We start from the raw sequence: 22,287 nt of genomic DNA, 5'->3' as shown, positions 1-22,287 counted from the left end.
GTCGACACGTGTATAGTGAACGCGCATGGAGGGGAGTACCCCCTAAGCGGCACCGATCGTCAGCACGTTTCCCGCAGTGGAATCCGGTCGTGTCGGCCCCGCCCCGGCAGGGTGGGGGAGACCTCCGGTCCTTTATGCAACCCCTGAGAGACCGGAGGCTCACGCTTTGACTGTCCCCCTGTGGATCTGGGTCGCCACCATCGTGGTGATCCTCGGATTCTTCATCTTCGACTTCTACTCCCACGTGCGCACCCCGCATGAACCGACCATCCGGGAATCGGCCCTGTGGTCCGGGTTCTACGTCGGCCTGGCGCTGCTGTTCGGTGTGTTCGTCTACTTCATGTGGGACCACCAGCACGGCATGGAGTACTTCACCGGCTACGTGACGGAGAAGGCGCTGAGCGTCGACAACCTCTTCGTCTTCGCGCTCATCATGGGCGCGTTCAAGATCCCGCGGAAGTACCAGCAGAAGGTGCTGCTCATCGGCATCGTCCTGGCCCTGTTCTTCCGCCTGCTGTTCATCCTGGCGGGCGCGGCGATCATCTCCGCCTGGTCCGACGTGTTCTACCTCTTCGCGATCTTCCTCCTGTGGACGGCCGTGAAGCTGCTCTGGGACGAGATCACCGACGCCCCCGAGACCAGCCCGAACGACATGCGCATCATCAGGTGGCTGCGCAAGGTCGTGCCGGTCACCCCGGGTTACGACCGTGACAAGCTCACCACGAAGTTCCACGGCAAGTTCGCACTCACCCCGCTGTTCGTGGCGCTGGTCGCCATCGGCCTGGTCGACGTCATGTTCGCCTTCGACTCCATCCCGGCGATCTACGGCATCACCACCGAGGCGTACCTGGTGTTCACCACCAACGCGTTCTCGCTCATGGGCCTGCGCCAGATGTACTTCCTTCTCGACGGCCTGCTCGACCGTCTGGTGTACCTGCCCTACGGCCTGGGGCTCATCCTGGCGTTCATCGGCGCGAAGCTCATGCTGCACGCCCTCCACGAGAACAACCTGCCGTTCATCAACGGCGGTGAGGACGTCTCGGTCCCGGAGATCCCGACGGAGGCCTCACTGCTGGTCATCGTCAGCATCCTCACGGTCACGGTGCTCGCGTCCATCTGGCGCAACAAGTGGGAGGAGGCGCAGGGCGCCATCGACACCCGCATCCGTCCGGAGGAGTGGGACCACGAGCTCACCGACGAGGAGAAGTACTCCACCGGCCACCTTGACCTGCCGGCCGAGCGCCCCGGCACCGCGAACGGGTCCACCCGGCTCAGCGACCTGGGCGACAAGTAACCGAGAGACCCTCGGTGCCGTGAGGTGCCGGGGGTCTCTGGTGTGCGGGGTCTAGCACTCGTCGGTCGGGGAGCGGAACACGTTGAGCACCGGCTTCCACTCACGGACCTCACGGCCGGCCAGGACACCCTCGCGGGTGAACGGGTCGTTGTCCATCAGTTCCTCCGCGTCCCGGAGGGTGGCGGTGTCCGACATGCGGATGACGATGAGCGCGCCACCCTGCCGGTCGACGTAGGGGCCGGAGCCGACGAGGCGGTCCGTCTCGGCGAGCGTGGACAGCCAGGCGCGGTGCTCCGGGCGCAGGCGTACGATCTCGTCGGAACCGTCGGGGTACTGGTAGTGGACTGCGAAGTACTTCATGCCCTCCGATTCTACGCCGGGGCTGACGGGTAGGGTGTGAGTCGTGACTGCACCAACGCCGACCGAGCCGGCCCCGCCCAGCAACTTCAACCTCCCCAACGTGTTGACGAGCCTGCGCATCCTGGTCATCCCGCTCTTCCTCTGGCTCCTGCTCACGGGCCAGATGTGGTGGGCCTTCGGTGTCTTCGTCGCCCTGATGATCACCGACAAACTCGACGGTGACATCGCCCGCGCCCGTAACCTGGTCACCGACTTCGGCAAGATCGCCGACCCCATCGCAGACAAGGCGCTCATCACCGCGGCCCTCGTCGGCCTCAACATCACCGGTGTCCTGCCGGTGTGGGTGACCGTGGTCATCCTGGTGCGTGAGTTCGGCATCACCCTGTGGCGCATGGTCATGCTGCGCCGCGGCCTGGTCGTCCCCGCCTCCAAGGGCGGCAAGATCAAGACGACGCTGCAGGCCCTCGCGATCGGCCTGTACCTCATGCCGCTGCCCGCGTGGATGGACCTGCCGACCTGGCTCATCATGCTCGCGGCCGTCGCCGTCACCGTCATCACCGGCGTGCAGTACCTCTGGGACTCGAGGAAGCAGTGACCCTCGTCGAGGCTCTCCGCCGCCGCGGTCTCACCGTCGCGTTCTGCGAGTCGCTGACCGCGGGGCTGGCCGCCGCGACGCTGGCGGACACCCCGGGTGCCTCGACGGTGCTGCGGGGTGGGCTCATCACCTACGCCACCGACCTGAAGTACTCGCTCGCCGGCGTGCCGGAGGGGGCGGACCCCGTGGCGGAGCAGACCGCCGCGGCCATGGCGGTCGGGGCACGGGAGCGCTGCGGGGCGGACTGGGGCGTGTCCCTCACCGGGGTCGCCGGACCCGACGCGCAGGGGGAGCACCCGGTGGGTGAGGTGTGGATCGGGTACGCGGGGAAGGCGGGCGTCGACACGCAGCGCCTGCAGCTCAGTGGAACCCGACGTGACATCCGTGAACAGGCGGTGCAGGCCGCATTAACGGGACTTGCCTCCCGCGTGGAACAATCCGGGCAACCCGGACGTTAGAAGGAGTAATGGTTACCACCGCTGTACTTGATACCCCGATCGTCACCACCCGACGCACACCCGAACCACTGCTGCGGGAGGCACTCGGTGCCGCCCTGCGCGCCTTCCGGGCGGACCAGGGCATCACCCTCCGGGAACTCGCCGAAACGGCGCGGGTCTCCCCGGGATACCTCTCCGAACTGGAACGCGGCCGCAAGGAGGTCTCCAGCGAGCTGCTGGCCTCCGTGTGCCATGCGCTGGGCACCTCGGTCGCCGACGTCCTCATCGAGGCCGCCGGCTCCATGGCGCTGCAGTCCGTGGCCGAGGAACTCGCCTCCGAATCACTGCATGCATAACCGACGGTCCACACACCTCTCCGCTACCATGGTGGCGTAAAACATTGAACGATAATCAGGAAGGCCCGAACCGACATGGCTAACCCCTTCGTCAAGGCATGGAAGTATCTCATGGCGCTGTTCGACTCGAAGATCGAGGAGAACGCCGACCCGAAGGTGCAGATTCAGCAGGCCATCGAGGATGCCCAGCGCCAGCACCAGGAACTGTCGCAGCAGGCCGCCGCCGTCATCGGCAACCAGCGTCAGCTGGAGATGCAGCTCAACCGTCGCCTCGGTGAGATCGAGAAGCTCCAGGCCAACACCCGGCAGGCACTGCAGCTCGCCGACAAGGCACGCGCCGAGGGCGACGACAAGAAGGCCGTGGAGTACGAGAACGCCGCCGAGGCCTTCGCCGCGCAGCTCGTCACCGCGGAGCAGTCCGTCGAGGACACCAAGCAGCTCCACGACCAGGCCCTGCAGCAGGCCGACCAGGCCAAGCAGGCCGTCGAGCGCAACGCCATGGCCCTGCAGCAGAAGGTCGCCGAGCGCACCAAGCTGCTCTCCCAGCTGGAGCAGGCCAAGATGCAGGAGAAGGTCTCCGAGTCCCTGCAGTCCATGAACGCGATCACCGCCGGTTCCACCCCGAACCTGGACCAGGTGCGCGAGAAGATCGAGCGTCGCTACGCGAACGCCCTCGGTCAGGCCGAGCTGGCCCAGAACTCCGTCGAGGGTCGCATGGCCGAGGTGCAGCAGGCCGGCATCCAGATGGCCGGTCACTCCCGCCTCGAGCAGATCCGCGCCGAGATGCAGGGCGGCGGTCAGCTGACCTCCGGCCAGGCGGACAAGGCCATCGAGGGTGGCACCACGAACGTCACCGACGACGCCGTCGCCCAGCGCATGCGCGAACTGCGCGGCGAGTAGTCAACTCCACACAGCCCCGGCCCGGAAAGGTCGGGGCTGTTGCCGTTCCGTGATCACGTGTTGCCACAACGCATGAGTCAAATGGCATACAGTGAGGGTATGAGTTCCTACATCCGAGACTTCACCTATTTCGTCAGTTCCATGGCGTTGTTCCTCTCCTCGCTGGGTCTGACGATGCTGGGCATCCCCCAGTGCGGTCTGCACGACACCAGCGGGTGCGTGCACGAGTAGTTTTCGTCCCCGGCGCCGACTGCCCGATCGTCTGCGGCGCCTCCACCACTTTCACGTTAGGCTGATGTCATGAGCGCACTTCTCTCCTCCATCCCCCTGGCCCTGTACACCCTCCTGTCCTCCCTCCCGTTCATCCCGTACGTGTAACCGGCAGCACCTGACGCGGCCCCGGAACTGAGGTTCCGGGGCCGCGTTGTGCCTGGGGGACTAGAGGGTGTTACGAAAATCCGGTGAGTGAGACCGGCGTGTCATAAACAGCAACGAGGGTCTCCCCGCGCACGCTGTTGGTGTCGAATCATCAACGCTTGCAAGGAAACCCTCGTTGCCTACTGTACCGCCCTCAGCACGCCATGACCTCACCGACGCTGAATGGGACCTGCTTGTCCCACTGCTACCGGCCCCGTCACGGCGGGGACGCCCCCGCACCTGGGACCTACGGTCCCTGGTCAACGGCATCTTCTTTCGCATCCGCACCGGCTGCCCGTGGCGCGACGTCCATGAGCGCTACGGCCCCTGGTGGCGGGTCCACGATCTGTTCGCCCGGCTGCGGGCCAACGGAGTATGGGAGAACGTGCACACCCGGCTGCTCACCCACGCCCAGGAGAAAGGAAAACCCTCCTGGGAGGTCAGCGTGGATTCCACAACCACCCGTGGACATATCCACGCCGCGGGTGCACGGAAAGACAGCCCCCTCCGCCACCCGGGGGAGCCGGATCATCATGGGTTCGGCCGCTCGCGGGGCGGGTGGTCGACCAAGATCCATGTGGCCATTGACGCTGACTGCGGGGTGCTGTCCTTTGCGATCACCCCAGGTCAAGCCGGTGATGGTCCACAGATGGTGCGGGTACTGGAGAAAATCCGGGTGCCGTCCGCCACGCGTGGTCGGCCGCGGAAACGACCCGAGCGGGTGTTGGCGGACAAGGCGTATTCCTCACGGGCGAACCGGGCGTGGTTGCGGGCGCGGGGGATCAAGGCGACGATCTCCCAGCCGAAGGACCAGGTCGCCAACCGTCGGCGCAGGGGGTCGGCCGGTGGCCGACCCCCTGCCTTCGATGCCGTGGCTTACCAGCGGCGTAATGCCGTGGAGCGGGGTATCAACCGGATCAAGCAGCATCGTGGGTGTGCCACGCGTTTCGACAAGTTAGCGGTGCATTTCGAGGCCACGGTGCAGTTGGCGAATATCCGCTACTGGCTGAAACGACTTTCGTAACACCCTCTAGTCGCCGACGCCGCGGGCGATGAGCGCCTCCGCGAGCAGGCGGGCGCGGCGGATGGAGCGCACGAGCACGGGGGTGCCGAACGCGGCGACGGAGAACCCGGCGCCGCGGGCCTTCCGGGCGGCCAGCACCTCGTGGACGGTGGCCAGCTGCAGGGGGATGAGACGCAGCGTGAGTGACACCGCGAGGGAGATCGTCTCGACGGGCAGGCCGAACCGTGCGAAGGGGGAGAGGCCGCGTTCCACGGCGCCCATGAGTTCGGCGATGGTCGTGGTCAGTGTGAGCAGGGCTGCCGCAGCCACCGAGGCGAAGAGGACCAGCACGGTGGTCAGCGCGAACTCCCAGCCCCGCTGCCACCACTGGAAGGCACCGAGGACGAGCAGCACCGGCAGGACGGGCAGGGTCTGTCCGAGGGCGGTGCGCAGCGGCACGCGCGCCACGACGTAGCCGAGCGCGACGGCCGCCAGCCAGCCCGCCGCCACGAGGGGCGTCTTCACCAGAAAGGTCGAGAGCAGGATGAAGGTGAGGAGGAACAGGAACTTCCAGCCGGCGGGGAGGCGGTGGATGGGGGTGGTTCCCGGCAGGTAGACGCCCAGCGGGATGTTCCTCATGCGAGCATCAGGGAACGGTAGTGGGCGCAGACCTCGGTGGGGGAGCCGTCGGCGATGACGCGGCCGTCGTCGAGGCAGATCACGCGGTCGAAGTCCGCGAGGATGTCCAGGTCGTGGGTGACCACGATGAGCTGCTGGTCGAGGGCGGCGAACTCGCGGGCGATGCGGGCCCGGTTACGCAGGTCGAGCAGGGTGGTCGGCTCGTCGGCGATGATGAGGTCCGGCTCGATGACCAGCACCGACGCCAGCGCCAGCAGCTGCTTCTGCCCGCCCGAGAGGGTGTGCGGGGAGTTCTCGGCGAGGTCGGTGAGGCCGAAGCGGGCGAGGGCGGCGTCGACACGCGCGTCCCGCTCAGCGCGGGAGAGCTTCAGGCGGCGGAGGGAGAAGGCGACGTCGTCACGCACCTGGGGCATGACGATCTGGTTCTCCGCGTCGGAGAACACGAAGCCGACGCGGCGGCGGATGTCGCGGCCGTGGCGGGTGACGTCGGCGGCGTCGACAAGCACGCGCCCGGAGGTGGGCTCACCGAGGCCGTTGATGAGGCGGGCGAGCGTCGACTTGCCGGAGCCGTTCGCGCCGATGACGCCGATGCGGTGCTCGTCGAGGGTGAGCGAGATCCGGTCGAGAGTGGGGGAGACGTCCCCGTCGAAGGTGACGGAGACGTCCTCGAAGGTGATCGTGGGCATTACTTACGACGTGCCAGCAGATCCGGGAAGGCAGCGTGGATGCCGAGGGCGATGACGACCATGAAGGCGAACTTGGCGACGTCCGGGAGGATGAAGGCACCCTGGGCGATGATCGACTCCGTGAGGGACAGGCCCGCACGCCACACGAGGCCGAGCGCCCCGAGGGTGTACTGGAGGAGGAGTCCGACGACGGCGGCGACGGTGAACCAGATGGCCTGCTCACCGCGCTTGCGCGGGCGCGCGCGGTAGGCGATGAGCCCGACGACGCCGGCGGAGACGAGGTAGCCGACGAGGTAGCCGACGGTCGGGCCGGCCAGGGCGGAGAGGGTGGTGCGGCCACCGGCGAGGACCGGCAGTCCGATGAGGCCGAGGAAGAGGAAGAGGGCGGCAGCGAGGAAGCCGCGGCGTCCACCGAGGACGAGGCCGGCGAGGACGATCGCCGCGTTCTGCAGGACGATCGGGACTCCGGCGGCTCCGACCGGGATGGACACGAAGGCCAGCACGATGATGAGTGCGGCGAAGACGGCGATGTAGGCCAGATCCTGCACCGCGGAACGGGAGGTGCGGGCGGGGCGTGCAGCAGTGGTCATGGCGGAAACGATAGCATTGAACGCCGTTCAGCACGGTGTCCGGGGCGCCTGTGGATGGCGTGTCGGTACCATCGTGGCATGCGACTGGCGGAATTCCATGAACTGCTCGCGGACGAGTTCGGACGGGCGAAGGCCCGCCACATCGTCCACAGCCACTACCTCGCCGGTCTCGGCGGGGTGGTCGGGGACCTCGTCGAGGACGGCGTTGACCTGCGGCGCGTCTGGGAGGAGGTCTGCCGGGACTTCGACGTCCCCGAGGAGCGCCGTCTGGGTCGCGACCTGCCAGGCCGTTGACGTTGTGTTCGAACGGGTGTGCGTGTATGTTCGAAGTCGATGATCCTCATGTCCCGCCCTGTGGATACGGTGGGGCCCAGATCGCGCACTCGTGACCGACCTGTCGGAACCGGGATCCTTCCGGGGAAGACCGGGGTCTAAGAGGGTGTGGACATTTGCACACCCGACCCAGCAACCGACGACACCGGCACCCCCGGCACCATCGACCACCCAAGAGAAGGAACCGTCACCATGGCACCCAAGAAGAAGGCCACCGCCGCCAAGGGCGATGACCGCCAGAAGGCTCTCGACGCAGCGCTGGCGATGATCGAGAAGGACTTCGGCAAGGGCGCGGTCATGCGCCTGGGTGACGACAACCGCCCGCCGATCCAGGTCATCTCCTCCGGCAACACGGCCATCGACGTGGCGCTCGGCATCGGCGGTTATCCGCGGGGCCGCATCATCGAGGTCTACGGCCCGGAGTCCTCCGGTAAGACCACCGTGGCCCTCCACGCCATCGCCCAGGCGCAGAAGGGCGGCGGCATCGCCGCCTTCATCGACGCCGAGCACGCGCTCGACCCCGACTACGCCAAGAAGCTCGGCGTGGACACCGACGCCCTGCTCGTGTCCCAGCCGGACACCGGTGAGCAGGCCCTCGAGATCGCCGACATGCTCGTGCGTTCCGGCGCCATCGACATCATCGTCATCGACTCCGTCGCCGCGCTGACCCCGAAGGCCGAGATCGAGGGCGAGATGGGTGACTCCCACGTCGGCCTCCAGGCCCGCCTCATGAGCCAGGCGCTGCGCAAGATGACCGGTGCGCTGCACTCCTCGGGCACCACCGCCATCTTCATCAACCAGCTGCGCGAGAAGATCGGCGTCATGTTCGGCTCCCCGGAGACCACCACCGGTGGCAAGGCCCTGAAGTTCTACGCCTCCGTGCGACTCGACGTCCGCCGGATCCAGACCCTCAAGGACGGCCAGGACGCCATCGGCAACCGCACCCGCGTCAAGGTGGTCAAGAACAAGGTCTCCCCGCCGTTCAAGATCGCCGAGTTCGACATCATCTACGGCGAGGGCATCTCCCGCGAGTCCTCCATCATCGACATGGGCGTGGAGAACGGCATCGTGAAGAAGTCCGGCTCCTGGTACACCTACGAGGGCGACCAGCTCGGCCAGGGCAAGGAGAAGGCCCGCCTGCTGCTCAAGGAGACCCCGGAGCTGGCCGACGAGATCGAGCGCAAGATCTTCGGCAAGCTCGGCATCGGCCCGGACGCCGCCACGGAGGAGGACAGCCTCAGCGACGACCCGGTCGACATGGTCCCGAACGTCGACTTCGACGACGATGAGGCGGAGGCCGCCAGCGCCGCCGCCAAGTAGGGGAGGGCAGCGGTGACCAGCCAGGAACAGAGGATCGCGCAGCTGCGGGCGGCGATTGCCGAGTACACGCCCGGCAACCTCTTCGACCACGAGGCCGAGGAGGCGAAGGCCGCGGTACGCCGCCGGGCACTGCTGCTTCTCGACGCCCGCGCGCGTTCCCGTCACGAGCTGCGCGGCCGCCTGGTGGACCTCGAGTTCGATCCGGTGGTCATCGACGACGTCCTCGACGACCTCGCCGGCGTCGGCCTGCTCAACGACGCGGTCTTCGCGCAGGAGTGGGTGCGCCAGCGGCACGCCCGCCGCGGCAAGTCCGCGCGCGTGCTCGACCGCGAGCTCCGCGACAAGGGCGTCGACGCCGGCACCCGGGCCGCCGCCCTCGAGCAGATCGACCCCGCGGACGAGGAGAGCATGGCACGCAGCCTCGCCGCGAAGAAGGCCCGTTCCGTGCGTACCGTCCCGGAGGACCGGGCCGAGTCCGACAAGGCGCTGCGTCGGATCGTCGGGGTACTGGCCCGGCGGGGATTCAACCAGGGGATGAGCCTGCGCATCGCGCGGGAGGCCCTGGAGGAGCGGGTCGCGCAACTGCAGTGACGCCGCCGCCAACCACGGGGGTTGACGGCGGCGTCGGCAAACGGAAGGTTACTGGCCCGGGTTCTTGATCTCGACGTAGTCGGGGTCGTGCCAGTCGACGTTGACGTTGTCCTTGGTGTCGAGGCCTTGGTCGGGGAGCTCGGGCACCTTGGCGATGATGTTGCGGCGGGCGCGGCCGGCGCGCAGCTGCCGCTCGATGCGCTGCGCCAGCGAGGTGAGCGCCCAGTTGATGAGGATCATGATGATCGCCACGACTGTCAGCGAGGCCAGGAAGTTCTGGTTCACGGACGCCGTCTGGATGCCGGAACGGACCACCTCGACGTAGCCGATCTGGTAGCCGAGCGCGGAGTCCTTCAGGGCGATGACCATCTGCGCGATGAGCGCCGGCAGCATGGCGGCGATCGCCTGCGGCAGGAGGATCGTGCGCATCGTCTGCGAGTGGGACATGCCGAGCGCGCGGGCGGCCTCGGTCTGCCCCTTCGGCAGGGACTTGATGCCGGAACGGAGGATCTCCGCGATGACGGAGCCGTTGTACATCGTCAGGCCGAAGACGACCGCCGCGAACGCCAGCTCCCGGGGCGGGACCATGCGGTAGATGGCGAACATCTGGTACGCGAAGATCATGAGCAGCAGCACCGGGATGGCGCGGAAGAACTCGACGATCACCGCGCAGATCCAGCGCAGCCACGCCATCTCGGAGAGGCGGCCCAGGCCGAGCAGCACACCGAGGATCATCGCCAGGATGATGGACGCGAAGGCGGACTTCAGGGTGCCCCACAGGCCCGGCAGGATGTACGTCCGCCAGGTGAGGGAGTCGAGGAACGGCATCCACTTGGCGGCGGTGAGCTGGCCGTTGTCGTTGAGGGTCCAGATGATCCAGCCGAGTACCAGGGCGGTGAGCACCGCGGTGAGGACGGTGAAGATGACGTTGTTGCGACGACCACGGGGCCCGGGGGCGTCGTAGAGCACTGTCGCGCGTACGGACATTATTTCCTCACCGCCATCCGGTCGGACAGCCGGCCGAGGGCCAGGCCGGTGGGCAGGGTGAGGACGATGAAGCCGAGGGCGAAGATGCCGAACACCACGAAGAGCATGTTGGCGTGGTTCTCGATCGTCGACTTCATGAGCAGCGAGGCCTCCGCCACGCCGATCGCCGAGGCGATGGTGGTGTTCTTGGTCAGGGCGATGAGGGTGTTGCCCAGGGGGATGATCGCGGCGCGGACGGCCTGCGGGAAGACGATGTTGCCGAAGATCTGGCCGAAGGACAGACCCAGGGAACGGGCGGCCTCCGCCTGCCCGAAGTGGACGGTGTTGATGCCGGAGCGCAGTGACTCGGCCACGAAAGCCGAGGTGTAGAGCACGAAGCCGAGCACCGCGAGCCGGAAGTTGTTGTCCACCAGGAAGGTGGGGGAGGTCCGGTCGGCCAGGACCAGACCGAGGTTCTGGTACAGGCCGAAGGAACAGAAGATGATGATCAGGGTGAGCGGGGTGTTACGGACCGTGTTGATGTAGAACGTGGCCAACCCGCGCAGGATCTTCACGGGGGAGACCCTCATGGCGGTGAGAATGGTACCGAGGATCATCGACCCGATGGCGGAGTAGACCGTCAGCTGGATGGTCAGCCAGAAGGCCGGCCACAACCGGGGACCGAGCTCGGCCCATAGCGTCGTCATGAGGGACTCCTAGTCGGCGGTCTGCTAGTTGTCGAGGAAGGACAGGTCGCCCGGCGTGCCCGGTGCAACGGCCTCGTCACCACCGAGGTTCTTCTGCAGCAGGTTGTCGAACTCGCCGGACTCGTGGAGCTCGGTGAGGGCCGCGTTGATGGCGTCGGTGCCCTCGGAGTCGTCCTTGGCCAGGCCGACGCCGTAGTACTCGTTGGTGAACGGGGCGCCGTCCTTCTCCATCTCGATGACCTTGAACTGGCCCGGGGCCTGCGCGGAGTAGCCGAGCAGGATGGTGGCGTCGGTGGTCATTGCGTCGATGTTGCCCTGGCGCAGTGCCTCGACACACGAGGAGTAGGTGTCGTACTCCTGCAGCTGGACACCTGGGAGGGCGTCCTTGACCTTCTGTGCCGGGGTGGAGCCGGTGACGGAGCAGAGGATCTTGCCGTCGAGGGACTCGAGGTCGGAGATCTCCGTCTCGCTCTCACGCACGAGCAGCGCCTGGTGGGTGATGAGGTAGGGGCCACCGAAGTTGACGGACTCGGAGCGGCCCTTGTTGATGGAGTAGGTCGCGGCGATGAGGTCGACCTCGCCGTTCTGGATGAGGGTTTCACGCTGCGCGGAGGGGGTCTCACGCCAGGTGATGGTCGGGGCGTCCCAACCCTTGTCCTCGGCGATGTGGTTGACGATGTACTCGGCGATGTCGACGTCGAGGCCGGCCATGGAACCGTCCGGGTTGCGCAGGCCGAGGCCCGGCTGGTCGTACTTGGTGCCGATGGTGACGTTGCCGGACTCGATGGCGGCGAGCATGCCGTCACCGCCGCCGGAGGAGTCGCCACAGGCGGCGAGGGTGACGCCGGCGAGGACGACGGTGGAGGTGAGGGCGGTGAGGCGGTAGATGTTGCGCTTCATTGTCTTGGTTCCTTTGCTGTGAAAGTTGCGTGAATGAGGGGGATCAGGGGGATCAGTGGGAGAGGATCTTGCCGAGGAAGTCCTTGGCGCGGTCCGTCTTCGGATTGGTGAAGAACTCCTCCGGAGTGTCGTCCTCGACGATCGCTCCGTCGGCCATGAACAGGACCCGGTCCGCGGCGCGACGCGCGAACCCCATCTCGTGGGTGACCACCACCATGGTCATGCCTTCCTTGACCAGGCTGGCCATGACGTCGAGGACCTCATTGACCATCTCGGGGTCGAGGGCGGAGGTCGGTTCGTCGAAAAGCATGATCTTCGGGTTCATCGCCAACGCACGTGCGATGGCGACGCGCTGCTGCTGTCCACCGGACAGCTGCGCCGGGTACTTGCTGGCCTGGTTGGCGATGCCGACGCGTTCCAGCAGGGTCATGGCGCGTTTCTCGGCGTCCGCCTTCTTCATCTTCCGGACCTTCATCGGGCCGAGGGTGACGTTGTCCTTGATGGTCAGGTGCGGGAAGAGGTTGAAGGACTGGAAGACCATGCCGACGTCGGCGCGCAGCCGGGCCAGGTCGCGGCCCTCCTCGGGGAGGAGGACACCGTCGATCTCGATGGTGCCGGACTCGATGGTCTCGAGGCGGTTGATCGTGCGGCACAGGGTGGACTTGCCGGAGCCGGAGGGCCCGAGGACGACGACGACCTGGCCCTTGGGGACCTCGAGGTTGATGTCCTTGAGTGCCTGGAAGTCATCGAAGTACTTCTGCACGTCCGTCATCCGGATCATGGGCGTGCCGGTGTTCTGTGGAACATGATCCGAAGCAGGTGTGGTCTGGGTCATAGCCTGATCTTAGACATAAGCGCGCCTTGGTCATACGACTTTGGGTTAACTTTTCTGCAACATCGCGAAGCCTGTTAAGCACCGGAAGGTGACGACCTGCACCGTTTAGGTCGCCACCAGCACGGTCGTTACAATGGCCTACCGTGGCACAGCTTGAGACCGACACCCCCCGCACCTACGAAGTGCGCACCTTCGGGTGCCAGATGAACGTGCATGACTCCGAGCGTCTCTCGGGTCTGCTCGAGGAGGCCGGCTACACCGCCGCCGGCGAAAATGACCCCGACCTCATCGTGTTCAACACCTGCGCCGTCCGCGAGAACGCCGACGAACGCCTCTACGGCACCCTCGGCCAGCTCCGCGCCACCAAGCGCGAGCAGCCTGGTCTGCAGATCGCCGTCGGCGGCTGCCTGGCGCAGAAGGACCGGGACACCGTGGTCGAGAAGGCCCCGTGGGTCGACGTGGTGTTCGGCACCCACAACATCGGCTCCCTGCCGACGCTGCTGGAACGCGCCCGACACAACGAGGAGGCGCAGGTCGAGATCGTCGACGCCCTCGAGGCGTTCCCCTCCGTCCTGCCCGCCAAGCGCGAGTCCGCCTACGCGGGCTGGGTGTCCGTGTCGGTCGGCTGCAACAACACGTGCACCTTCTGCATCGTCCCCGCGCTGCGCGGCAAGGAGATCGACCGCCGCCCGGGCGACATCCTCGCCGAGGTACAGGCCCTGGTCGACCAGGGTGTCACCGAGGTGACCCTGCTGGGACAGAACGTCAACGCCTACGGCGTCAACTTCGCCGACCCGGAGCTGGAGCGTGACCGCAGCGCCTTCTCCAAGCTGCTGCGCGCCTGCGGTGAGATCGAGGGCCTGGAGCGCCTGCGCTTCACCTCCCCGCACCCGGCCGAGTTCACCTCCGACGTCATCGACGCCATGGCCGAGACCCCGGTCGTGTGCCCGCAGCTGCACATGCCGCTGCAGTCCGGCTCGGACAAGGTGCTCAAGGAGATGCGGCGCTCCTACCGTTCCGCGAAGTTCCTCGGCATCCTCGACGAGGTCCGGGAGAAGATCCCGCACGCCTCCATCACCACCGACATCATCGTCGGCTTCCCCGGCGAGACGGAGGAGGATTTCCAGGGCACCCTCGACGTCGTGGAGAAGGCCCGCTTCACCTCCGCGTACACCTTCCAGTACTCCCCGCGCCCGGGCACCCCGGCCGCCGAGTATGAGGACCAGATCCCCAAGGAGGTCGTCCAGGAGCGCTTCGAGCGTCTCCTCGCCCTCCAGGAGCGCATCTCCGGTGAGGAGAACGCGAAGCTCGTCGGCACCGAGGTGGAGCTGCTCGTCCAGGCCGAAGGCCGCAAGAAGACCGGCCGCATGACCGGCCGCGCCCGCGACGGACGCCTCGTGCACTTCGCCCCGCAGGGCAACCTCGATGGCGACATCCGTCCCGGTGACATCGTCACCACCACGGTCACCGCCTCCGCACCGCACCATCTGCTTGCCGACGCCACCGTGCTCACCCACCGCCGCACCCGCGCCGGCGACATGTCCGCCGCCGGACAGGTCCCCACGACCGAGCCCATCGGCGTCGGCCTGGGGCTGCCGTCCATCGGACGCCCGGAGCCCTCGGCACCCTCGGCCGCCGCGGATTCCTGCGGCTGCTGACGTAGGCTGCATAGAAAGTCACCACCGACCCCCAGAGGAGAACACCGACCGTGAGTAACGTCCCACAGGAGCTCGCCACCCGTGAGAAGCGCGTGGCTTCCCGCCTGGATCTGGGAGGTCGGCTCTGGTTGTTCGTCGCGGCCGTCGTCCTCTACGCGGTGTCGCTCGTCCTGCCGCAGGCCGGCTCCGTCCGGGGCTACGAGGTCCTGTTCCAGCTGCAGCCGGCCGCCGACGCCGGGATCAAGATCACCGAGTACGTCTACGCCGTCCTCGCCTTCCTCGGCGTCGGTGTGCTGACCACACTCACGCTGTTGACCCGCCGCCTGTTCGTGGCCATCCCCGCGTGGATGATCACCACCGTCGGCACCGCGTACTCGCTCTTCGCCCTCTGGCTGCGGCAGACCCGCGCCAACGCCGACGACGGCGTCGAGATGAACCTCGGCTTCTGGATCTCCCTGCTGGCACTGGTCCTCGCCTTCCTCGGCTACGCGATGACCATGTTCCGCCGTAACCCGGAACAGGAGAAGCTGGCCCGCGACCGCGCCAGCTCCGACAACCTCGACGAGGTCGGCCGCATGCAGCAGCAGGCCAACGTCTCCCCGGAGGAGAACCCGCTGCTCATCGACGACCGCCGTTCCCGCGCCAGCGAGCGTCACCAGAAGGGCTAGAGACGCTTCTGCCAGCCTGATCCGCCGCTGACGACCCGCCACCCGAGCCGACGGTTGATGTCGACCATCCAGGTGTTGTCGGCGGCGTTCGACGTGTAGACGCGCGTCGCCCCGAGGTGCTCCGCCGCCGCGCGCAGCGCCTCCTGCTTGATGCGTAGGCCGTAGCCGTTGCCGCGGGCCCGCACGTCGATGGCGGTGATGCCCTGCTCCGCGATGCCCGGCTCGGAGCCGGGGAAGCGGGTGATCTCACTGATGCCGATGACCCCGGTGGCGTCGGAGAGCACCACGCTGACCATCTCGCGTCCGGTGTTGACCACCCGGCGGGCGGCCGCCGCCAGCCGCTCCCGCGTCCAGTCGACGGGCTCGGCGACGAGCCCACCGGTGGGGACGTCGACGGAGGCGCGGTGGTAGAGGGCGAGGACGCCGTCGATAAGCGGGGGCGGGAAGCGGAGGTTGCGGACCACCTCCACGGTGACCCCTGAGGGCCAGTCGGGCGTGCCCGCGTCCACTTCAACGACACCCTGGATCTCCGTGAGGCCGAGGGAGTAGCCGCGTTCGCGGAGGAGGTCGGCCCACTCGCCGGTGCCCGGGGTCTCGTCGGCGGGGTGGAGCAGCCAGGTCTGCACGACGCTGCGCCCCAGGCAGGCGGTGACGGCCTCGGCCTCCGCGAACAGCGTGGACAGCACCGCGCGGCCCTCCGGCTCGAAACCGGCGCCCGGGAGGGGGAGATGCCCTGCGTCGAGGATGACCTCGGCCTCAACGACGTCCCGGTCCTCCATCAGGGGCGTGCTGACGAGGAGGTAGCCGGCCGGATCCTCGTCCGGCACCTCGAGGGCGAAGGCGAGGGTGTCGTACTCCACGGAGCCGCGCAGGCGGTGCTGCACACGCTCCACGGAGGTGGAGGAGGCGGTGTCGCCGGTGGTCTCCTGGGCGGCGAGGTTGGCGAGGAATACGAGGTTGACAACGGCATCGGCCGGTTCCGCACCCGGAACCGGCCGATCAATACGGGTGAAACGCACCCTAGCCCGGATTTTTCACGGGTCTTGTTGCTGAGTCCTCAGCACGGGGGTGACCGACTGCAGGGTCTGCGGAGTCCCGGCGGGTACTGGGCCGGGAAACCAGGGTCCGGTATGAGATCGTAGGGGAACTTCAGGACTGCAGTGACGAAAGCGTGCGGCTGGATGGGGCCAGGATCAGACGATCCGTCTGATCCTGGCCAGCCCATGCTCCAGTAACTCCCGGTGGGGCGCGGCGGCATCGAACCGCAGGCTGACCCGCCTTGCGTGACGCACCACGATCGCGGCGATCGACAACATCCTCGCCCGCAGCGTCTTCGGTTCCCATACCCACCACCGCGACCGCCGTTGCTGTGCCGCGGTACTGCCGGCAGCGGTGACCAACCCCGCCCAGGTGACGAGGCTCATTGCCAGGACCGCCACATGACACCACGCCTGGTTCATTCGGAAACCCTCGTGCGGGAGTTTCCCCAACCCGCAGTCTTTCAGATCCCGGATCCGTTGCTCGCACCTGCCCCTGCCGCGGTGCAGGACGTCGAGCCGGTTGGCATGGCCGGGGCGGTTGGTGACAAAGGCCTGAACCCGGCGGCCATCGACATCCGTGATGCGCAGCTGCGCCCCGGACGCGGGGTGTTCCACCCGGATGATGATCCGCAAATCGTCGGGGTATTTGTCCAGGTCGGTGCCCAGGGGTTCCCCGGCCCAGGACCGCATCCGGGAGGTGATATCGGCAACGTAGCCGTCACCCGGGTCGGTGACGGTGCCGTCGGGGCGGATGATGCCCTGCTTGACGGGGTCCCCCAGGGTCGAGGCGATCTCCCCGATCTGCCAGGTCACCGGGAACCCGATGGAATAGGCCAGGCCCTGGTCGTTGAGGTGGTTGAGAAAGGATTGGGAACCACCGGCGGCATCGGTACGCACCAGCAGGCGTGTGTCCCACTCGTGTCCGTCGGCGTGCTCGGGCAGAGCACTCACCGCCTGGTCCAGCACGGTGATGTGGTCGGCGGCGGTGTTGGATCCGGCGTTGCCGGGGCGCAGGAGCACGGCTGCGGGTTCCCCGGTCAGCCCGTCGCCGTGGTCGATGATCGCTGCCAGGGGGTGGAATCCGAAGTGTTTCTTCCACGTCGGGGTGGCATGCTCTTTGTCGGAGTGGGAGAGGATTTCGGTGGCGTCCAGGTCGATGACCAGTGGATTGTCGGTGGTGGCCCGGGCTGCGGGGTTGCGGGTGCCGCAGGCGGCCCAGGCGGCTCGACGGGCCGATTTCATCCCCGCCAGGATCGCCGTGGTGCCGTCAGAACCCAGGCCGGCGAGTTCTGCGTGGCGGCGATGCACCGTGGAGTCTGAGGGCACCTGGTCGATCAGGCCGGTGGCCACCAGCGGATCCAGGAGGTCCACGTCATTTGCGTCGTCCCCACCGAGGGCAAGTGCCAGGGCGAGAGTGGTCATGGTGTGGCCGGTGGTGTGGACCAGGTTCGGGTTCTGCCGGTCCCCGAGTTCAGTGTCGATCGCAGCGGCCACCCCGACCTGATCAGCGGTGGTGGCCAGTAGCATGAGTCCGGCGTTCGAACACAGCTGGGAAGGTGCGGGGGTGCCGATATGGAAGCTGGTAGTATCCACCCTGAAGGTGATCCTTTCGACCTGGGTGTCTGGAGTCTAAGCAACTACCAATTTACCTGGTCAAGGGTCACTTTCTTCATTTCTTCAGCCGGTGTCCCGCTACTTCTCGTGAAAAACCCGGGCTAGAGGTCCTCCACTGCCTTAGCGGCGGCGTCCGCCCACTCCTGCCACTGGGCGGCCTGGGCGCGCAGCTTCTCCGCCTTCTTGGTGTTGCCCTTCGCGGCGGCGGCGTCGGCCTGCGCGGTGAACTCGGCGACCTTGTCCAGGAACTGCTGGGCGCGGGCCTGGGCCTCCGGGTCGGTGCGGCGCCACTGGGACTCCTCCGCCTCGGAGACACGCTTCTCGATCGCGCCGATCCTGTCCTCGTACTCACGGACCTGGTGGCGGGGGACGTAGCCGATCTCGTCCCACTTCTCCTGCAGTTCACGCAGCTTCGCGCGGGCCCCGTCGAGTCCCTTGGCCGGGTCGATCTGGGCGTCGTACTCGGCGAGGAGGGCGTCCTTGGCCTCGGCGTTGGCGATGAACTCCTTGTCCCGCTCCGCGTTGACGGCGTTACGGGCGTTGAAGAAGTGGTCCTGGGCGGCGCGGAACGCCTCCCACAGCTTGTCGTCGACGTCGCGCGGGGCACGGCCGGCGGCCTTCCACTCCTTCATGAGGTCACGGTAGGCGCGGGCGGTGTCGTTCCAGTCGGTGGAGTCCTTGAGGGCCTCCGCACGCTCGACGAGGGCCTCCTTGGCGCGGCGGGCGGCGGCGCGACTGCGGTCCAGCTCCGCGAAGTGGGAGCCGCGGCGGCGGTTGAAGGAGTCGCGGGCGCGGGAGTAGCGCTTCCACAGGGCGTCGTCGGTCCGGCGGTCGATGCCGCGGATCGTCTTCCACTCCTCGAGGATGGCGCGCAGGCGGTCGCCGGCGGCCTTCCACTCGGTGGAGTTCTCGGCCAGCTCCTCGGCCTCGGCGGCCAGGGCCTCCTTGCGGGCGATGGCCTGCTCCCGGCGGCGGGCGCGGTCGGCCTTCGCCTGCTCGCCGGCGGCGTCGGAGTGCTCCATGATGTCGCCCAGGCGCCGGTCCAGGCCGACGAGGTCACCGATGACGGCGGCGGTCGGCAGCGTCTCCCGCAGCTGGGCGGCGGTCTCCTTGATGGAGTTCGCGTCGTCCGGGTGGGCGATGAGGCGGGCCTCGAGCAGCTCGACCTCGGTGGCCAGGTCATCGAAGCGGGTGCCGTAGTGGGCGAGGCCCTCCTCGGGGGTGCCGGCCTGCCAGGACCCGATCTCGCGCTCGCCGTCGGCCGTCTTCACGAAGACGGTGCCGTCGGCGTCGACGCGGCCCCACTTGGCGGGGTCGTTCTTCGGCGGGCGGACGGCGGCCGGGGCGGCGGGACGCGGCGAGGGTGTCGGACGGTGGCCGACACCGGGCAGCGGACCAGGCTTCGGGCCCGGACGGAGGCCCGGCTTGGGGCCGGGCGTGGGGGAGGGCGTCGGAGAGTTCGTCATGTCGGGGTCCTTTGCTGGTCGTCATGCCGCGCGACACGGCTGCCTGTAGTGCTTCAACCAACATACCGCGCAGCGTTCGGGCCTGTCAGCAGGAGTCAGTAGGATGACCCGGGTGAGCACCAACCTCGTCGTGATGCCCGCCGGACCGGCCCTGGTCCGGGAACTCGCCCCCCGCGATGCCGCAGGTCAGCGCATGGTCGCCGCGGTGCGTTCGCTTGTCGACGCCACCGGTGGCCGCCCCGTCCACCTCGTCGGCTCCCGGTCCCCCCGGTGGGAGACCGGCGTGGAGGGTTCCTTCCGGGCCTGGGGAGCCCCGCAGGTGCAGGTCGGGGCGGGGCACCACCTGCCGGAGCTGGTGCAGCGTTATGTGCTGGGGGAGCGGGCCTCCCGGGTGACGGACGTGCGTGCGGAGCTCGGGGAACCGGACCCCGCCGCGCTGACCCTGGTGGCCCTCGACGGTTCCGCCGGGCTGACGGAGCGGGCCCCGCTGGCGCTGCTCCCGCAGGCCGCCGCGGCCGACGCCTGGTGCCGGGACCTCCTGGCCGGGCGGGAGGTCGGTGACCTGCCCGACGGGGGCGGCATCCTGGAGCCGGAGCTGTGGCACGAGCTGGCGGCCCTGCGGCCGCGGCGGGCGGAACTGGTGGACGCGGACATGGAGCATGGAGTGGGAAGGTACGTGGCGGCATGGCAGATATGACCCCGGTCGCGGTGGTCGGCCCGACGGCCTCGGGCAAGTCGGCGCTGGGCCTGGTGCTGGCGCATGAACTGGGCGGCGAGGTGGTCAACGTCGACTCCATGCAGCTCTACCGCGGCATGGACATCGGCACCGCGAAGCTCAGCGTGGAGGAGCGGGAGGGCATCCCGCACCACCAGCTCGACGTGTGGGACGTCACGGAGACCGCCTCCGTCGCCCGCTACCAGGCCGACGCGGTGGCGGACGTCGAGGACATCATGTCCCGCGGGAAGATACCGATCCTCGTCGGGGGTTCCATGCTCTACGTCCAGTCGCTTCTCGACGACTGGCAGTTCCCGCCCACCGACCCCGCCGTTCGCGCCCGGTGGGAACGGCGCCTGGCGGACGTCGGCATCGATGCCCTGCACGCCGAGCTGGCGGCCGTGGACCCGGCGGCGGCCGCGGTCATCGAGGACAAGGACCCCCGCCGTACCGTCCGGGCGCTCGAGGTCATCGAGCTGACGGGCCGGCCCTTCCAGGCGTCGCAGCCGCCGAAGGACGCGCCCCCGCGGTGGGGCACCCGGATCCTCGGTCTGCGGACGCAGCCGGAGTGGCTCAACCCGCGCATCGAGCTGCGCACCCGGCAGATGTTCGAGCGGGGACTGGTCGAGGAGGTGGACCACCTGGTCGCCGAGCACGGGCTGGTGGCGGACTCCACCGCGGGCCGGGCAATCGGCTACGCGCAGGTCCTGGCGGCCCGGGCGGGGGAGTTGAGCTGGGAGGACGCCGTGGAACGCACGATCACGGGCACGCGGCGCTACGTGCGTCGTCAGCGGTCGTGGTTCAACCGGGACCCCCGCATCGTGTGGCTCGTCGCCGCCGCCGACCCGGCCTCCCGGGCGCTGGAGCTGCTGCGCCCCTGAGGGGCTCAGTAGTCGGGGCCGAGACGCTGCGCGGCCTGCCGGGCGGCGAGCCAGGTCTCCTTGATCTCCAGGGCCCGCAGGTCGGTGACCTGGAGCAGGGCCTCCAGCTGGGAGACGTCGAGGTCCGGGTTGGCCAGGCGGGCGTCGAGACGCCCGAGGAAACGCCGGGCGGTGGCGTACTGGTGGTGGAACGCGGCGATGTCGCCGTCCGTGCAGTCCAGGTCGAGGAGGGCCGGGCGGCTGAGGGTGCGGTCGGCGATGGCCTCCGCATCGGTCCCCGACGCGAAGTGGTCGAACTCGTGGATGACGTCCTGGATGTCCTCGGCGCTCAGCGCGATGGAGGAGCGCAGGGCGAGGGTCTCACTGGAGTCGGGGCGTTTGGTCACCACGAACAGGGCGACCGCGGCGATCGGCACGAGGAGCAGGAAGCCCTGCAGGCGGAAGATGCCGAGGACCGCGACGCAGCTGGCGAGGATGATGAGCAGAATCCACAGTCGTCGATTCGGCTCGGGTCTCACCAGCATCCGGTCGGGCACGGTTACCGCGCCCCTAGTGTCCGCCGCAGCCGCAGCTTCCGCCGCAGCCACCGCAGCCCCCGCCATCGGACATGGGGGAGAGCACGGAGGCGGTGAGCACGGCGGTGCCGGCGACCACGGAGTCACGGGCCGGGAGCTCCGGGCCGTCGGGGAGGCACAGGTCGAAGGGGAAGGCCCCGTCGACGGTGGCGTGGATGAAACGCTGGCCGGTGAGCTGGTTGTGGCGGTACTCGGAGTCGAGGACGCGGGCGGAGAAGGTCGCGGAGGCGTCCGGGGCGGCGGCACCGGAGCCGGAGGTGACCAGCTGTGCACCCTCGGAGATGAGCAGGCCGGTGACCTCGCCGGTGGCGGCCTCGTACTCGGCGGCGGAGGCGTAGGTGGTGGTGTCCAGGCCGAGGGCGGTGATGCCGACCTGCTGCCAGGTCTGCGTGGGGGCGTCGACAAGCAGGGGGCCCTGGGCGAGGTTGCAGGTGACGGAGGTGAGGACGGTGCCGTCCGGGGTGACGATCTCGCAGAGGGCGAGGACGTCGTTGACCATGCTCACGTGGGCGAAGGTCTGGGTGACCGACTCGAAGCCGGCGAAGGTGGCGAAAGGCTCGACGGCCAGGATGTTGATCTGGGCGCCGGAGGCGTCCGTGAACTGGATCAGCTGTCCACCGCGCAGTTCGCCGGTGACGACCAGCTGGTTGGTGGCGATGGCCGCCTCGACGGCGTCCTGCCAGCGGTCAAAACCCAGTCCGATGCTCTTCAGGTCGGTGCTCATGGTTGTCCAGTCTATCC

At 68.2% G+C, this 22,287-nt stretch carries 27 protein-coding genes; 14 read left to right on the top strand and 13 right to left on the bottom strand.

Annotated features, from left to right (window positions below):
- Positions 1–166 precede the first annotated feature (166 nt).
- Positions 167–1,294, top strand: a complete 1,128-nt coding sequence (locus tag B842_RS08030; RefSeq protein ID WP_040086049.1) for a TerC family protein — start codon at positions 167–169, stop codon at positions 1,292–1,294.
- Positions 1,295–1,345: 51 nt separating this feature from the next.
- On the opposite strand, the gene B842_RS08025 is transcribed toward B842_RS08030, so the two are convergent.
- On the bottom strand, positions 1,346–1,654 hold the full coding sequence (locus tag B842_RS08025) for a YciI family protein (protein WP_040086048.1): 309 nt from the start codon (positions 1,652–1,654) through the stop codon (positions 1,346–1,348).
- Between the two features lie 43 nt (positions 1,655–1,697).
- On the opposite strand from B842_RS08025, the gene pgsA reads away from it, so the two are divergent.
- The 6 genes from pgsA (at position 1,698) to B842_RS08000 (ending at position 5,383) form a co-directional block, all read left to right on the top strand.
- Positions 1,698–2,249 carry a CDP-diacylglycerol--glycerol-3-phosphate 3-phosphatidyltransferase gene (gene pgsA / locus B842_RS08020; protein ID WP_040086047.1) on the top strand — a complete coding sequence of 184 codons (552 nt, stop codon included), beginning with the start codon at positions 1,698–1,700 and terminating at the stop codon, positions 2,247–2,249.
- Positions 2,246–2,707 (top strand): CinA family protein, encoded by a 462-nt coding sequence (locus B842_RS08015; protein WP_245631408.1) that lies wholly within the window; start codon positions 2,246–2,248, stop codon positions 2,705–2,707. Before pgsA ends, B842_RS08015 begins: the two co-directional genes overlap by 4 nt.
- An 8-nt stretch (positions 2,708–2,715) precedes the next feature.
- Entirely contained in the window at positions 2,716–3,042 is a 327-nt protein-coding gene (locus tag B842_RS08010; RefSeq protein ID WP_040086046.1) for a helix-turn-helix domain-containing protein, read from the top strand.
- A 75-nt stretch (positions 3,043–3,117) separates the two neighbouring features.
- Positions 3,118–3,942 carry a PspA/IM30 family protein gene (locus B842_RS08005; RefSeq protein ID WP_040086045.1) on the top strand — a complete coding sequence of 275 codons (825 nt, stop codon included), beginning with the start codon at positions 3,118–3,120 and terminating at the stop codon, positions 3,940–3,942.
- 99 nt (positions 3,943–4,041) lie between these two features.
- On the top strand, positions 4,042–4,173 hold the full coding sequence (locus B842_RS14080) for a hypothetical protein (RefSeq protein WP_281178883.1): 132 nt from the start codon (positions 4,042–4,044) through the stop codon (positions 4,171–4,173).
- A 322-nt stretch (positions 4,174–4,495) separates the two neighbouring features.
- The gene (locus B842_RS08000; protein ID WP_040086044.1) at positions 4,496–5,383 is read left to right on the top strand and encodes an IS5 family transposase; all 888 of its coding nucleotides are present in this window, start codon (positions 4,496–4,498) and stop codon (positions 5,381–5,383) included.
- Positions 5,384–5,389: 6 nt separating this feature from the next.
- Here B842_RS08000 and B842_RS07995 read toward each other — a convergent pair whose 3' ends face one another.
- The 3 genes from B842_RS07995 to B842_RS07985 are packed head-to-tail and all read right to left on the bottom strand — an operon-like array spanning position 5,390 to position 7,277.
- Positions 5,390–6,001 (bottom strand): energy-coupling factor transporter transmembrane component T family protein, encoded by a 612-nt coding sequence (locus B842_RS07995; protein ID WP_040086043.1) that lies wholly within the window; start codon positions 5,999–6,001, stop codon positions 5,390–5,392.
- Positions 5,998–6,687 (bottom strand): energy-coupling factor ABC transporter ATP-binding protein, encoded by a 690-nt coding sequence (locus B842_RS07990; protein WP_040086042.1) that lies wholly within the window; start codon positions 6,685–6,687, stop codon positions 5,998–6,000. The genes B842_RS07995 and B842_RS07990 overlap by 4 nt, the downstream gene beginning before the upstream one ends.
- Positions 6,687–7,277, bottom strand: a complete 591-nt coding sequence (locus B842_RS07985; RefSeq protein WP_040086041.1) for a biotin transporter BioY — start codon at positions 7,275–7,277, stop codon at positions 6,687–6,689. Before B842_RS07985 ends, B842_RS07990 begins: the two co-directional genes overlap by 1 nt.
- A 78-nt stretch (positions 7,278–7,355) precedes the next feature.
- Here B842_RS07985 and B842_RS07980 point away from each other — a divergent pair, with 78 nt between their 5' ends.
- The 3 genes from B842_RS07980 to recX all read left to right on the top strand — a co-directional run bounded on the left by B842_RS07980 (position 7,356) and on the right by recX (position 9,521).
- The gene (locus B842_RS07980; RefSeq protein ID WP_040086040.1) at positions 7,356–7,571 is read left to right on the top strand and encodes a DUF3046 domain-containing protein; all 216 of its coding nucleotides are present in this window, start codon (positions 7,356–7,358) and stop codon (positions 7,569–7,571) included.
- A 231-nt stretch (positions 7,572–7,802) separates the two neighbouring features.
- The gene (gene recA, locus B842_RS07975; protein ID WP_040086039.1) at positions 7,803–8,930 is read left to right on the top strand and encodes a recombinase RecA; all 1,128 of its coding nucleotides are present in this window, start codon (positions 7,803–7,805) and stop codon (positions 8,928–8,930) included.
- Positions 8,931–8,942: 12 nt separating this feature from the next.
- Positions 8,943–9,521 carry a recombination regulator RecX gene (gene recX, locus B842_RS07970; RefSeq protein WP_040086038.1) on the top strand — a complete coding sequence of 193 codons (579 nt, stop codon included), beginning with the start codon at positions 8,943–8,945 and terminating at the stop codon, positions 9,519–9,521.
- Positions 9,522–9,569: 48 nt separating this feature from the next.
- Here the strand turns inward: recX and B842_RS07965 are convergent, their stop codons facing one another.
- The 4 genes from B842_RS07965 to gluA are packed head-to-tail and all read right to left on the bottom strand — an operon-like array spanning position 9,570 to position 12,875.
- Positions 9,570–10,508, bottom strand: coding sequence for an amino acid ABC transporter permease (locus tag B842_RS07965; protein ID WP_040086037.1), 939 nt, complete (start codon positions 10,506–10,508; stop codon positions 9,570–9,572).
- Entirely contained in the window at positions 10,508–11,194 is a 687-nt protein-coding gene (gene gluC, locus B842_RS07960; protein WP_040086036.1) for a glutamate ABC transporter permease GluC, read from the bottom strand. The genes B842_RS07965 and gluC overlap by 1 nt, the downstream gene beginning before the upstream one ends.
- A gap of 24 nt (positions 11,195–11,218) precedes the next feature.
- Positions 11,219–12,094: a glutamate ABC transporter substrate-binding protein gene (locus B842_RS07955; protein WP_040086035.1), complete on the bottom strand. Its 876-nt coding sequence runs from the start codon at positions 12,092–12,094 to the stop codon at positions 11,219–11,221.
- Between the two features lie 52 nt (positions 12,095–12,146).
- Complete coding sequence (gluA, locus tag B842_RS07950; RefSeq protein ID WP_040086034.1) at positions 12,147–12,875, bottom strand: glutamate ABC transporter ATP-binding protein GluA; 729 nt, start codon at positions 12,873–12,875, stop codon at positions 12,147–12,149.
- A 197-nt stretch (positions 12,876–13,072) separates the two neighbouring features.
- Between gluA and miaB the strand changes: the two genes are divergently transcribed.
- Both miaB and B842_RS07940 read left to right on the top strand, forming a co-directional pair.
- On the top strand, positions 13,073–14,587 hold the full coding sequence (miaB, locus tag B842_RS07945) for a tRNA (N6-isopentenyl adenosine(37)-C2)-methylthiotransferase MiaB (RefSeq protein WP_040086033.1): 1,515 nt from the start codon (positions 13,073–13,075) through the stop codon (positions 14,585–14,587).
- A gap of 50 nt (positions 14,588–14,637) precedes the next feature.
- Positions 14,638–15,255, top strand: a complete 618-nt coding sequence (locus B842_RS07940) for an Rv2732c family membrane protein (RefSeq protein ID WP_040086032.1) — start codon at positions 14,638–14,640, stop codon at positions 15,253–15,255.
- Here the strand turns inward: B842_RS07940 and B842_RS07935 are convergent.
- The 3 genes from B842_RS07935 to B842_RS07925 all read right to left on the bottom strand — a co-directional run bounded on the left by B842_RS07935 (position 15,252) and on the right by B842_RS07925 (position 19,375).
- Positions 15,252–16,274 (bottom strand): GNAT family N-acetyltransferase, encoded by a 1,023-nt coding sequence (locus B842_RS07935; RefSeq protein WP_040086031.1) that lies wholly within the window; start codon positions 16,272–16,274, stop codon positions 15,252–15,254. The two genes, B842_RS07940 and B842_RS07935, sit on opposite strands and share 4 nt — an antisense overlap.
- Before the next feature lie 174 nt (positions 16,275–16,448).
- Positions 16,449–17,888, bottom strand: a complete 1,440-nt coding sequence (locus tag B842_RS07930; protein ID WP_245631385.1) for an IS1380 family transposase — start codon at positions 17,886–17,888, stop codon at positions 16,449–16,451.
- Positions 17,889–18,010: 122 nt separating this feature from the next.
- Positions 18,011–19,375, bottom strand: coding sequence for a DUF349 domain-containing protein (locus tag B842_RS07925; RefSeq protein ID WP_040086030.1), 1,365 nt, complete (start codon positions 19,373–19,375; stop codon positions 18,011–18,013).
- A 103-nt stretch (positions 19,376–19,478) separates the two neighbouring features.
- Here B842_RS07925 and B842_RS07920 point away from each other — a divergent pair, with 103 nt between their 5' ends.
- Positions 19,479–20,072, top strand: coding sequence for a hypothetical protein (locus tag B842_RS07920; RefSeq protein WP_040086029.1), 594 nt, complete (start codon positions 19,479–19,481; stop codon positions 20,070–20,072).
- On the top strand, positions 20,069–20,971 hold the full coding sequence (miaA, locus tag B842_RS07915) for a tRNA (adenosine(37)-N6)-dimethylallyltransferase MiaA (protein ID WP_040086028.1): 903 nt from the start codon (positions 20,069–20,071) through the stop codon (positions 20,969–20,971). Before B842_RS07920 ends, miaA begins: the two co-directional genes overlap by 4 nt.
- Before the next feature lie 5 nt (positions 20,972–20,976).
- Here miaA and B842_RS07910 read toward each other — a convergent pair whose 3' ends face one another.
- Both B842_RS07910 and B842_RS07905 read right to left on the bottom strand, forming a co-directional pair.
- Positions 20,977–21,495, bottom strand: a complete 519-nt coding sequence (locus tag B842_RS07910; protein WP_040086027.1) for a hypothetical protein — start codon at positions 21,493–21,495, stop codon at positions 20,977–20,979.
- A 25-nt stretch (positions 21,496–21,520) separates the two neighbouring features.
- On the bottom strand, positions 21,521–22,270 hold the full coding sequence (locus B842_RS07905) for a hypothetical protein (RefSeq protein WP_040086026.1): 750 nt from the start codon (positions 22,268–22,270) through the stop codon (positions 21,521–21,523).
- Positions 22,271–22,287: the final 17 nt, after the last annotated feature.

The sequence above is a fragment of the Corynebacterium humireducens NBRC 106098 = DSM 45392 genome, from assembly GCF_000819445.1.
In the GTDB taxonomy this organism is placed as follows: domain Bacteria; phylum Actinomycetota; class Actinomycetes; order Mycobacteriales; family Mycobacteriaceae; genus Corynebacterium; species Corynebacterium humireducens.
Note: the sequence above shows the minus strand (reverse complement) of the source record. Positions and strands in the feature narration are given on the sequence as shown.